Annotated in this window: 6 protein-coding genes and 1 pseudogene; 3 read left to right on the plus strand and 4 right to left on the minus strand. The window is 68.8% G+C overall.

Annotation, left to right across the window (positions count from 1 at the left end; translation table 11 throughout):
• Positions 1 to 54: 54 nt before the first annotated feature.
• Together ACFYOH_RS41475 and ACFYOH_RS41480 are read right to left on the minus strand one after the other, a co-directional pair.
• Entirely contained in the window at positions 55 to 489 is a 435-nt protein-coding gene (locus tag ACFYOH_RS41475) for a roadblock/LC7 domain-containing protein (protein ID WP_388636635.1), read from the minus strand.
• Positions 486 to 3,197, minus strand: coding sequence for a nitrate- and nitrite sensing domain-containing protein (locus ACFYOH_RS41480; protein ID WP_388636637.1), 2,712 nt, complete (start codon positions 3,195 to 3,197; stop codon positions 486 to 488). The genes ACFYOH_RS41475 and ACFYOH_RS41480 overlap by 4 nt, the downstream gene beginning before the upstream one ends.
• Before the next feature lie 845 nt (positions 3,198 to 4,042).
• Between ACFYOH_RS41480 and ACFYOH_RS41485 the strand changes: the two genes are divergently transcribed.
• A complete protein-coding gene (locus tag ACFYOH_RS41485) occupies positions 4,043 to 4,198 on the plus strand; it encodes a hypothetical protein (RefSeq protein WP_388636639.1) in 156 nt (51 codons plus the stop codon).
• A 191-nt stretch (positions 4,199 to 4,389) separates the two neighbouring features.
• Here the strand turns inward: ACFYOH_RS41485 and ACFYOH_RS41490 are convergent, their stop codons facing one another.
• Both ACFYOH_RS41490 and ACFYOH_RS41495 read right to left on the minus strand, forming a co-directional pair.
• Complete coding sequence (locus tag ACFYOH_RS41490; protein WP_388636641.1) at positions 4,390 to 4,860, minus strand: hypothetical protein; 471 nt, start codon at positions 4,858 to 4,860, stop codon at positions 4,390 to 4,392.
• Positions 4,861 to 5,239: 379 nt separating this feature from the next.
• Complete coding sequence (locus ACFYOH_RS41495) at positions 5,240 to 6,985, minus strand: N-acetylmuramoyl-L-alanine amidase (protein WP_388636643.1); 1,746 nt, start codon at positions 6,983 to 6,985, stop codon at positions 5,240 to 5,242.
• 503 nt (positions 6,986 to 7,488) lie between these two features.
• Between ACFYOH_RS41495 and ACFYOH_RS41500 the strand changes: the two are divergent.
• A pseudogene (locus ACFYOH_RS41500) lies at positions 7,489 to 7,704 on the plus strand (helix-turn-helix domain-containing protein); the annotation flags it as partial.
• 1,227 nt (positions 7,705 to 8,931) lie between these two features.
• Complete coding sequence (locus ACFYOH_RS41505; protein WP_388636644.1) at positions 8,932 to 12,747, plus strand: S8 family serine peptidase; 3,816 nt, start codon at positions 8,932 to 8,934, stop codon at positions 12,745 to 12,747.
• The last annotated feature ends 217 nt before the right edge of the window (positions 12,748 to 12,964 follow it).

Raw genomic sequence — 12,964 nt, forward strand, 5'->3', positions numbered from 1 at the left:
AGGGGCGGACGACAGGTCCCCCTTCGTCGTCTAGGCTCCCCGTCCACGTCAACGTCACAGGACGGTTTGGGCACCGGCAGGCAGACCGGACCGGGAGTCCACCGCCAGATGGTGTCTGAGTCGCTTGACCAGCATGGCCATCTCGTACGCAACCACACCGATGTCGGCCGTGTCCGGTGTCAGTGCGGCCAGGACGGTGTTCTCCCCGGCCGTGCACACGAACAGGAAGCCGGCTTCCATCTCCACCACCGTCTGACGCACGGCGCCACCGCCGAAGTGGCGCCCCGTTCCCTTAGCAAGGCTGTGGAATCCCGAGGCCACGGCGGCCAGCCGCTCGGCATGGTCACGGGTGAGATGGTCCGTTGCCCCCCGCATGAGACCGTCCGTCGACAGCAGCACCGCGTGCCCGATGTCCGGCACATTGCGGACCATGTCGTTCAGCAGCCAGTTCAGCTGCGCGGGTGTCTCGGCGACATACGACGTCGTCATCTGCCATCGTGCCTTTCTGCTTCAGCATGCCGGGGGTAGGGGGCGAGGCCGTCGGCAGGCAAGACGCTGTGGGCCTCGGTCTGTGTCTCGGTGACGCGAGCCCGAGCGGCCGCCGCCTGCAAAGAGGCCATCATCGAGCGGACGTACTCCGGCCGCCCGGCCCCTTCGATGCCAGGTCCGGAGGAGCCTGCGGGCGCGAACAGCGGCTGCGGGGCGGGCGCGGCGGCGGATACATCCCACTCGTCCGCCTGCGGGGGAAGGGGGGTGTACGGGTCGTAGGCCTGGCTGTGCCGGACGGGCGGGTGCCCCCCGTCGACGACTCGTCTCTGTTGGTCGTACGTCGCCGCGCTGTTCGTCCGTGCGAGCTGGGCGAGGGGTGCGGCAGCCGGGGCCGCAGCGGCCGCGTGGCCCCCCGTTGCGGAGCCGCTCCAGTCCATCAGACGGCCGGCCTGCAATTCGTCGGACTCGCGTTGCAACTCGAGCGCCAGGCTCTGCTGCGGTACCCGGCGCGGTAGCCCGTCGATGGTCTCCGGTTCGCCCTGCAGCTCCGGCCAGGGGGATGCTCCGGAGGGCAGAGCGCCTCGGGGACCGGCGGGGGCGCCCTTATGCACGTTCGCCTCGGCGGGTTGGGGGTAGTCCCGCCTGACCTCGTCGGCCCCTGCGGGAACCGCGACGTTCCCGTGGGCCGGCACGGCCGGGCCGAAGTCGTGCTCGGTCAGCTCGCCGAGCCCTCTGCGGGACGACTCCAGCCCTGCACGCGCCACACCGGCTCCGACGGCCGGGACGGACTGGGTGACCGATCCCCCGGACGCGGGCCAGTCCAGCAATTCACCGGGTACCAGCACCACGGCGCTCACACCGCCGTACGGTGAGGACCGTAGGGTGACCTGAATGTCGTGCCGCTGCGCGAGACGGCCCACGGTCACCAGCCCGAGGCGGGTGCTGTCCAGGGAGGTGACGTCGACGGGGGAGGAGATACGGGCGTTGGCGGCGTCCAATTCCTCAGCGGGCATGCCAAGGCCGCGGTCGTCCACCTCGATGATCAGACCGCCTGCGGCGGTGCTCGCGCCGACCCGGACCTCGCTGTCGGGCGGGGAGAACGCCTCGGCGTTCTCGATGAGTTCGGCCAGCAGATGGATGACGTCGGCGGCCGCACGGCCGAGGACGCCGACGGCGGGCACGGGCAGGATGACGACCCGGGCGAAAAACTCGGTCTCCGCGACGGCGGCGCGGATCACGTCGACGACCGACACTGAGTGCCGCCAAAGGCGCCCCGGAGCTGAACCGGAGAGGATGATCAGCCCCTCGGCGTAGCGGCGCATGCGGGTGGCCAGTTGGTCCAGCTGGTAGAGCTGCTCCAGCGTCCGGGCGTCGTCCTCGTGGCGCTCCATGACATCGAGCAGGCTCAGCTGGCGGTGGACGAGGGTCTGGTTGCGGCGGGCGAGGTTCAAGTAGATGTCACTGATGCCCTGGTGCAGGCGGACATCCTCGTGGGCGAGTTCCACCGCGGTGAGCTGGAGAGCCTCGAAGGCACTGCCCAGTGCGGCCATCTCCCGGTTGACGAAGGGCGGCCGCTCCATGGCGGAGCCGATGTCCACGCTTTCGCCTCTGCGTAGCCTTCCGACGACGTCACGGAGCTGGTCGTCGGTCAGGTTCTGGGCGGACGAGCGCAAGCGCGTGACGTCGCCGAGCAGGGACCGGGTCGTCCTGATCGCCATGACGACCGACACAACGAGGGCGACGAATCCCAGCAGGCCCGCGAGTATCAGGGCGATGAAGGCGCGCTGGGCCGGCGGGCCGGTTCGGGTGAAGACGACGGAGATGTCCTCGAGCGCGGCGGTGGACGATACCCGGTTCTCGGTGTCGAAGGCCTTACGCCACTGTCCGATGGAGAAGGGCAGTTTCTTGGCCGTGGGTCCGGCCTGGATCAGCTGCTCCTCCATGGCGGCGAGCCGACCCAGGGCGCCGGTGGGCGAGACCAGGCTCTCGAACGGCACGCGCTGGGGCGGAGGCAACCTCCGGACTGCCTCGGCGAGACCTACGCGCTGGGATCCGATGTCCTGTACGACGGCGCTGTACCCAGCGCGGTCGAGGCGCCGGGCCGGGCTCGCCGCGGCGGCTGAGATCAAGGCGTCCTCCTGCGACAGCAGGTCGCCTGCGGGCACCAGCATGTAGAGGGCTTGCCCGAAGTCCTGGGCGCTCTGGTCTGGGAGGATGGTCATGGCACGCAGGGCTTCGGCGATGCTGTCGACGACCGACGTGTACGCGGCCATCACCCGGGCCGGCGTCACGGCACGGGTGTCGACGCCGCGGCGAACGCGATCAAGGGTCTTGAGGGCGCGTTCCGCCCTGTCGACCCCTACGCGCACCCCCGCGTTCTCGTCGTCGCGCACATTCTCGTTGTGCGCCTGAGCGAGGAACGTCCGCACGGCGCCGTCCGTTATGGCCCGGGCGCCGTGCAGACCTTGACTCCCCGTGGCGGGCGCCGCCAGCTTGACCATGGAGGCCCTCCGCTCGGTCTGCACGGTGATGGCGACCAGGCCGAGGGGGTTGGCCAAGTGGTTGCCGATCACGTTCTCGTGCCTGAGCGTCAGAGCGTTGCCCAGCGTCAGATGAGCCGCGTAGGCCCACAGGGTCGCCAGCGACACGAGTGGCAGCAGCAGGAGCGCAGTCAACTTGCTGCGGATGGACCAAGGGCGTCTTGTCATCGTGCACTCTGTCAGTGGGGAGAATCCGGCGACGCCGGCGGACATGAGAAACGCGAACAAGCAGTGTCAACGCTCGCAAGCGCGGAGGGAACCGGCCAGCGACAGCGCAGGCGACACCGAATCATGTGGCGAAAGGTTCACACGTGTTCCTGATCAATATACGGCAAGGGTGTGAGTAAGTTGCAGAAATCCAGGGTTAAGCATGGGTTAACCAGAGACTGTCTCGCCTCATGTCGCATACACGAGTCTGCCCTAATCGCACACCTGCCCAACGGGGCGAATATGTGGTCAGACGCTCGCACTGATGGGGCGATAAAACGGCTATATGCGCATAGCTCCCCTGTAGTCGAGAACATGGCCGAGTCCGTCGCCGCACGTATGTTTCCAGAAGCGCGGGTGACATGGCACCCGGCAGGAGGTCTCGCCGGCGCTCGCGCCAACGGCACGCGCGGGCCTGCACGGAGCATGAACCATGTGTGACGAACATATACTGATGTTGCACGTACCATGGGACATGTGTCGCACTGGCATGGAGGAAAACTCAGGGACGGTTCGGGGCGGCGAGACGGATCCGCCCCGCGTGTTGGCTAATCGCCTCCGGGATGCCGGATCCGACGTCAGCTCGAGCACCCGCAGTGCCACGTCGGATCCGGACAACCAGGACCGCGTGTGATCACCGAAAGCCGAGCGGGCTCAGCGATGCGATGACCGGTCGCCGACGGGTCCGCCCGGCGCCCTGATCCAGGCCCGACCCCGCCGAAAGTGTCGCGGACCACCGCGCCCGACTGTCGGTGCCGGACCGATGGTGCCGACACGCAGTGTCGATTGAACAGAGGAGTAAAGCCATGATCCAGAAGAATGAGCTGATCGAACAGGCACGCCTCACCCACGAGGCCCACGTCGACGGCTGCAGAACCTGCCGTGCGAACGGAACACCGTGTCCGGCGGCGAAGCTGCTCAGACGCGAGTACAACAACCTGCTGAGGACCGTGGGGCGTTGATCCGTCCCACCGTCCTGCGTCGCTCGCCGGTACCTCGGTGAGCGGCGTCAGGGTGCGACGAGAAAAGGACGTGGCGGCGAGGACCGGGCACGGGCTGCCCCGGTGAGGGCCGGTGCCTGGCTCCGCGCGCTCTCGGTAGCTTGCGGGGCCCCGCCCGGGATCACGACAAGGACGGTCTGGCCCGCCCCTCCTCAGCCGATCTGAACGATCTTCACCACGCCCACGCCCGACTTCACCGAACGCAGAAGGATGTCGAAGACATACTTCTCGTCCGGGCGCGGGCGCAGGGTCACGGTGCGGCCGGGCGCCAGCTCAGGAGCCCGCAAAAAATTTCGCTCACCCTCCCGCCGCCCGCTCACCATGGTGACGACCACCGGACTCTGGCTGACATTGCGCAAGGTCACGGTGGTTGTCCTCGGGCAATCACCCTTCCGGCCCGACGGGCAGTTGTAGCGGACGTCACCGAAAGCCGTCGTACCGCACGACACCTCGTACCGCGGGTCACGGAGCGACGCGCACACATCACCCTTCTCGATGACGACCGAGACGTGATGGCGGTCGGCAGCGCCCTTGTCGACGTACGTCGTCACCGCTGCCAGAACCCCGGCGGCCGCGACGAGGACGGTGCCACTGATCGTCAGAACTCTTCCCAGCGCTTGCATATACCCGTTTCCTCGGTGACACCTGATCGATCGCCGTCATTACCCGCTACCGCCCAGCCCCGGCCTCCGGTCGTCCTGCCCGGCCCGAGGCCCGGATCCTCGGCCTACGAGCACGGAGCACCGCTCTTCGGCCTGGGCCTTCGACAGACCGCGCCCGCGCCTCGATGCCGACACCGGGTCAGCTGCCCGAGGCCGGAATCACTGCCCCCCGCGGGGCGGCCGCCCGCTCCCGCCGCAGGGGACGGCAGGAGTCTCAGTAGAGGGACGTATGTGCCGACCGGATGGGTTCACGATGCCCCCCTCCGTGTCCCGCCCCGGTGCCCGCACCGTTTCATCCCATGTGGGAGTCATGTCCCGGCGCGGGTTGCGGGTGACCGGGTCAACGCTGCTCGCCGCCCAGCGGCCGGGCGGTGACATCGGCCGAGTACACCAGCGCGGTGCGGTGGTTGTACTGGATGGTGTACATGGTCTTGCCGCCCGTGACGACCGTGCCGTCGCTGGGGAAGAAGTCGTCCGTGGCCGCCGGTGCCGCGGTCGCCACGTACGCCTGGCCGGCGGGTATGCCGTACATGCTGAGCGGGGCCTTGGTCGAGGGGCCCTTGCCGGCCGGGTACTCGGAAGCCTCGGGGTAGCTGAGGCCGTACACGGCCACCGGCTGGGTGCCGGCCACGCCGGACGACAGGACGGTCACACCGCCGCGCGTGCGCACGGTGTTGGCGCCGTGCGGGTTGAAGAACCACACCTTGGAACCGCTGAACCAGATCGCCGTCCAGGCGCCCTTCTTGTCGGCGACCACGAACTGCTGGCCGGCCTGTGCCGTGCTCCCCCGGTCGGAGACGCGGGGCGAGCCCGAGGCGGTGCCGTGGATCGCCTGGTCCCCGAAGAGCGGCGCGGTGCTGCTCGGCGCGGTACGCAGGTAGACGAAGTTGGACGGCTGCGTCACGTCCGTGCACGCGGTGGTCGCCCCGGTGGGGTCGTCGGAGGGGCAGATCTGCACGGTCTGCTTGTTGTGCGCGAAACCGGGTGCGATGGTCACCACCGACCCGACGCGGCCCACACCGTGCCGTGCCTTGCCGCGGGTGCCGAGAAGCGCCATGAAGTGTTCCCAGTCCCAGGACGGGCCGGCGTCCCAGTGCATACCGACGACGGAGGCCGAGTTGGGTCCGGGAACGTTGTCGTGACCGATGACGTGCTGCCGGTCCAGCGGGATGTGGAACCGGGCGCCGAGGTACTTCAACAGCTCGGCGGTCGCCTCGTACTGCGCATCGGTGTACCAGGCGCCTCCGTTCGCGGCGTAGCCCTCGTGCTCGATGCCGATCGAGTGCATGTTGGTGGAGTAGTTGCCGGCGTGGAAGGCCAGGTCCTCGGTGGGCACCATCTGCGTCACGGCACCGTCCGAGGAGCGCATCACGTAGTGGGAGGCACTCGCGCCGGGGCCCTGGAAGGCGGCGATGGCGGACTCGTAGGACGACTCCGTGTCGTGGATGACGATGGTATCGATCCTGATGCCGTCGGCGGGGCGGTCGGAGACCTGCCCGTTGTGCGGATCGGCCAGCACGAAGGTGCAGTCCACCGTGGCCGGGCACTCGGCCGCCGCCGTCTTCGTGACGGCCAGGCGCAGTCCGGCGAGCTGGCCCGTGGCCGGGGTGACCTCGGGCGCGGCCTGCAGACGCACACGCTGACCGTCGGGTGTGGTGCGGGCGGCACCCTGCTTGACGGTGGCGAAGACCCGGTTGGCAAAGGCCCTGGCCCCGTGCTCCCCGGTCGCCTGGCTGTAGCGCGCGACGGCCCCGTACCAGTCGCCCGGGTCGGACGAGGGCTTGCCGTGCAGGCTCTTGTGGTACGAGGCGAGCAGTGCAGCACCTGCGCGGATGTTGGCAGTCTCGTCGGTGCGCAGCTTCTCGGCGGACATGCCGGTGAGCTTCACGGCCGCCTGCAGGGAGTGCAGGGCCGGGGCCGCGGCCAGCTTCTTCACATCGGCACGGCCCGCGGCTCCCGCGTCGCCTCCGGCCATCAGGGCTGGGGTGACGTCGGTGAGGTGCATCGGGCCGTAACCGCCCTCGGTGCTCTGCTGTCCGGCGTGGCCGTCCCACGCCGACTCCTGGTAGGCCAGGGCCAGCAGCACTTCCTGCGGTACGTGGTACTCGGCCGCCGCGTCGGCGAAGTCACGCTGTCACGCGGTGTCGGCCGCGTCCGTGCCGCCGGTGGCTTGCGCCACCAGCGAAGTGACACCAGGAACTCGATGTGTGAGGCAGACACCTGACGCGAACGCCTCCCTAAAGCGGCAAATATCCCATAAGCGATGGGGTGTTCATAGAACCCTCACGCCTGCATCACGCAAACACTCCCCGGGCCGCGCCGACCCGTCCCTCGCTCCCTCAGGTCGAATCCCCGACCGCGAGCGGGACCCCGGAGGCCGGTGCACCGCTCGCCGTCCAGGCGCCGAAACATGACGTCGAACGGAGCGGCGGTGGTCACAGCGAGGGCCGCCACAGCGCATCGCCGGGGCACAGTCCCGCCGCATCCGCAGCTTCGGCGGCGTCACTGACTGCGGCTCCGCGAAGTCCCTGATGGGCCTGGAGCCGTGCCTGTATCCCGTGGTGTGTGAGATATGCGGATGGAGGCGGGCTGACTCCGGCGGGACGGCAGCGCCGGGAGACGGTGCGAATGCAGGCGGCTGAGCTCTTCGAGCAGAAGATCAAGCCGCCGGAGGTAGCACGGCGCTTGAGGGTGAGTGCGAAGTCGGCCTACCAATGGCATCGGTTGTGGCGGGACGGCGGCGCGCAGGCGCCGGCCTCCCGCGGCCCGAGTGGATCCCGGTGCCGTCTGTCCCCGCCCTGCCTGTCCTCCGCGCCGACGTCGCCGATAGGGGTGCTGTATGCCCGTGCCGGATCAGCCAGCTGTCCGCGAGGGTTCCCTGCGGCCTCGGCCTCCCGGGCCATTCACGCGAAGACCTCATCCATTTTCCTCGTCGGCTGCTCCCTCAGGGCCGACAGTTTCGCCGCTCCTCAGCGGCATCAGAGCGAAACCTCTGGACATCAAGTGGTGCAGAGTCACCAGCATGTAGAGGGCCAAGCTGTTCTGGAGGGAATGCGGCATCGCATACGGCGCCAGACTGCGACGCGGGTCCAGCCGAAGCTCCGGCTCCAGGACTGTCCGGCACCTCCAGTTCGCCGCAATGAAGACGCTGTTCCACGATTCGGTTGGAGCGGCAGGCTCACGTCGTTCAGGCATAACCGCAACAGGTCCGGTTCCTCTGAAGCCTCGGTGCACCACGTCATCCATTGATCCACTGCAGTCGCGCCGCCTGTGCAGGCTACTGACATCCAAGTAACTGGCCCGCTCCACCATGGGCGGCTACCCGCCCACTCGTCGGGGAATCGGCCACTTGGCGGAGTTCCCGGTCGCGCGTCCGGAAGTTGGCCAGATGAAGTGGAGCTCACGGCCGACCAAGGCATGGCCGACGAAAGTGGTGCGGGTGGCGAACACCGCATGTGACAAGTCGAACCAGCCAGCCATGCACGCCTGCACACCGCCGCGCGGGCCGCCGGCATCCGCCGGCCCGGCAACACCAGGTGCGCAGGCAGTGTCGATGGCGCGACCCGCGCACTCGCCATGCCGTCGTCCGCTCTTACGTCCTGCCGGCCTGAGCAGTCCGCGGTCGCACTCCCTTATCCGCCGCCCGGCATACATGCGTGCGAGGCGGGGCTCCGGTTTGCGGGAGTATTCGGGTGCCAAGTCCCGGGCGAATCTCAGACGTCCAGCCGTGTCTCATCCGTGGTCAGCCGCCCCCCAATCGTCCGCGGGGTGGCTCTGTGCCATGCCCCGGGCGACACGCCCACGCCTTGCGCGCTTCGCCATCGACCGCGGATCGAGCCCATGCCGGACCGCCTGACACACAGGTGGCCGCATCCGGCCGGTGTGTGTCGCATTGTGGCCGTGTCTCACTTGTGACACCTGTGAACCGTGACAGGTCCGGCTGCGCCGATGAATGATTCCCGAGAAGTTGTGGCGTACAGCTGTACGAGAGGATTTCCCCTGATGGCAAGAATCCGCCCTATGGCGGCGATCATGACAGGACTGCTGGTGGTCGCCGGTGTCACACCGGCCCTCGCCGCAGCGCGGGCGCAGGTTGCTGATCCTGTCACTCATCCCGCCGGCGAACCGGGGGTCCACTCCGCGACCGTGCGGCTGGTGACGGGTGACCAGGTGACCGTGACGACACTGCCCGGCGGACGGCGTACGGCGTCGGTGCAGCCTGGCCCCGGACGCGAGCACATGCCCTTCAACACGTTCGAGGGCGATGACAAGTCGCTGACCGTGATGCCGTTCGACGCCCAGGGACTGGTCTCCGCCGGGACCCTGGATCGCCGGCTCTTCAACGTGACCGGGTTGATATCCCAGGGCTACGACGAGACTCACACCTCGACGCTGCCGCTGATCGTCTTCTCGCAGCCGACCAAGCCGAGGGTCGGGGTCCGCGTCAGCGCACAGGCGTCCAAGGCCGCCGCATCCCTCGCCGACCGCCTGGTGGCGTTGGAACCGGCACACTCCCGCGCCCTGGCGAGCATCGACGCGCATTCCCTGCAGGTCCCTGGCAAGGACCTGGCGACTCTCTGGAAGACACTGAAGCCCGCTGAGGGGCCGACGGCCGCCCGGGCCGCAGTCACCCCGCGAATCTCGCTGGACGGCAAGGCCAGGGCCCTGCTGGACCGCAGTACGGCGCAGATCAACGCCCCCGCCGCCTGGAAGGCCGGCTACGAGGGCCAAGGCGTGAAGGTGGCCGTGCTCGACACCGGTGTCGACCCCAACCATCCCGACCTGGCCGGTCGCATCGCCGAGGCCCAGGACTTCTCCGGCAGCGGGAACACCGTCGACCACTTCGGCCACGGCACCCACGTCGCCTCCATCATCGGCGGCACCGGCGCCGCCTCCGGCGGTACCCGACGCGGAGTCGCGCCTAAGGCCGACCTGCTGATCGGCAAGGTGCTGGACGACAACGGCTCCGGTTCCGAATCGGGCATTATCGAAGGCATGGAGTGGGCGACCGCCGAGCACGCCAAGGTCGTCAACATGAGTCTTGGGGCGGATGTACCGACCGACGGGACCGACCCGCTCAGCCAGGCTGTCGACAACCTGACCGCCTCCACCGGCACGCTTTTCGTAGTCGCAGCGGGCAACTCGGGTCCGGGCCAGTACACAGTAGGCGCGCCGGGCGCAGCCGAGTCCGCGCTGACCGTGGGGGCAGTCGACCGTGACGACTCCCTGGCCCCCTTCTCCAGTCGCGGTCCGCGCTACAACGACGAAGCGGTCAAGCCCGACGTGACCGCCCCCGGTGTGGGCATCGTGGCTGCGCGCGCGGCAGGCACCACCCTGGGCGACCCAGTCGACGCCAACTATGTGTCGCTGTCCGGCACCTCGATGGCCACCCCGCACGTCGCCGGTGCCGCGGCGCTGATTGCCCAGCAGCATCCAGACTGGACTGCCCAGCAGCTCAAGGACGCCCTGATCAGCACCGCGCACACAGTGTCCCGGACGAAGGTGACCGAGCAGGGCGGTGGCCGCATCGACGTGGCCGCGGCCATGGGCCCGGTCATGGCCACGGGCTCCGTCACGCTCGCGCCGTTGACGACCGGCGATACGTCGGGGCGGCGATCGGCGGGCATGCTGCACTACACGAATACCAGCGATCACGCGCTCACTCTTTCTCTGACCGCCGACCTGGCCACCGAGGACGGCAAGACGCTTCCCGACGGTGTACTCAGCCTCGACTCCAACACCGTGCAACTGGCCCCCGGTTCCACCGCCGACGTGCCGCTGCGCACGGACGCGACCCACGCAGTCCGCGGCAAGTTCTACGGATACGTCACCGCGAAGTCCGCCGACGGTTCCGTGCTCGCCCACACCACTCTTTCCCTCGTGGTGCACACCCCCTTGCACCGGCTGACCATGGTCCAGCGTGACCGCAACGGTCAGATCACACACGGCTTCGTCATGCCGGAGATCTGGGGCCCCGACGGTTTCGTGAACTACACAGACCTCGATGCGGGAGTCGCGGTCGTGGAGGAGGGCACGTACTACGTCAGCTTGGACTTCTACGAGCGGACCGAGAACGGCGGCACCAACGTGGGCCGGATCGTCAATCCCGAGGTGAAGGTCACCAAAGACATGACGGTCACTCTGGACGCCTCGAAGCTCACGGAGGTGAAGCTCCGGACCCCTCGCCCCGCCGAGCAGCGCGGCGTATTCAGCAGTTACTACTACCGCCAGATCGACGGGCACAGCCTGACGGAGGGGGCCCTCTACTTCGACGACTGGAAGCTCTACACGAACGGCACCTCCCCGGTCACCGACGGCGCCTTCGAATTCTCACTGCGCAAGCAGATGGTGGCCCCGCAACTGCGGGCTGAGGTCCAAGGCGGTTCCCAGCACTTCACTCCGTACTACCAGCCGACCTCCCCGGTCTTCGGGGACGAGGGTGCGCGGCTGACCGCCGTGAGCGCCGGCACAGCGGCGGCGCCCGACTTCAGTGCGGTGCGCGGCAAGCTGGCCGTCGTGCAGGACGACAACTCGGCGCCGTGGGACCGCCAGGCTCTCCCGCGGGCAGCCGCGGACGCGGGGGCCAAAGCGCTGTTGGTGGTGCAGCCTGAGGGCTTCTCCGACTGGACCCGGTGGCAGCCGGACGGTGACCGCATGGCGCTGCCCACCATGCAGACCTCCTGGGACAACGGGTCGGCTCTGATGGAGCGCATCAAGAAGGGCACCACGAAGGTGCAGTTCTCCGGCACGGTGCGCAGCCCGTACCTGTACGACCTGATGGAGGTCACGAAGAGCTCCATCCCCAGGAACCTGGTATACACCGTCACCGATCGCAACACCGCGCAGGTCCACAGCACGTACACCCGGACCGGGGCTGCGGAATGGGCGAGTGAGCAGCGGTTCGGATGGCGCCCGTTCCAGGACACCGCGTGGAACCAGTACAGCCGCTATGTCCCGTTGGGAGCCGAGCGCGTCGAGTACGTGAGCACTGGCGACACGCTGTGGCAGCACATCGTGCACCACAACATCGTTCCCGTTCCGGACTTCCCGCTGGCGGTCGGCATGCACGATGCCGCGCACACCTACCAGCCGGCCCGGCAGGTCGAGGAGCGGTGGTTCGGCGCAGTGGTCCGCCCGTCGATCCCGCGCGGAAAGGACCAGACAGCGGTGCGCAACGGCAACACCCTGTCGGTGTACATTCCCGAGTTCGACGACTCTGGCGCCGGTCACTGGTCGTTGGCCGAGACCGACCCCTTCGGAGGTCCCGGTGGCGGAGTAGGCGTCTCGTCCTCAAGTGACACCTCCAAGGCGGAGCTGTACCGGGATGGTAAGCAGATCGCCACGTCCGACAACGGTGCGTGGGGCAACTTCGAGGTGCCTGCGGGCGAAGCCACATACCGGCTGGACCTCACCACCGGCCGCACCTCGGACGACTGGCGCTTCGGCACCGACACCCACACATCCTGGACGTTCCGTTCGGACACCGTGGCGGACACGACCCTGCTGCCACTGCTTCAGCTCGACTATGACGTGCCGGTCGATGCGCAGAACGCGGTGGGACGGGCACGCACGCACACCCTCGGCATGACTGTCCGCATGCAGGACGGCATGCCCGCACCTCGCGGCGTGAAGCTGAAAGTAGAAGCGTCCTACGACGACGGGAAGACCTGGACCACGACGCGTACCGTGGGGCGGAACGGCGAGGGACAGTTCGCCGCCACTGTGGAACGCCCGTCGAACGTGCACGGCGACGCGTACGTGACGCTGCGGGTTACTGCGACGGACTCCTCAGGCAACAGCATCCAGCAGACCGTGAAGCGGGCGTACCTGCACCGCAGCGCACAGTGAGACGGGACCAGCACTGACGAGGGATCACCCCACCGAACCGCGGGGGGGGGGGGGGGGGGGGGGGGGGGGGGGGGCGGCGCCCCCCCCCCCCCCCCCCCCGGCCGGGGGGGGGGGGGGGGGGGGGGCGGGGGGGGGGGGGGGGGGGGGGGGGGGGGGGGGGGGGGGGGGCGGGGGGGGGGGGCCCCCCCCCCCCCCCCCGGGGGGGAAAGAGTATGGT

The organism is Streptomyces sp. NPDC007856, assembly GCF_042868225.1.
Lineage (GTDB): Bacteria > Actinomycetota > Actinomycetes > Streptomycetales > Streptomycetaceae > Streptomyces.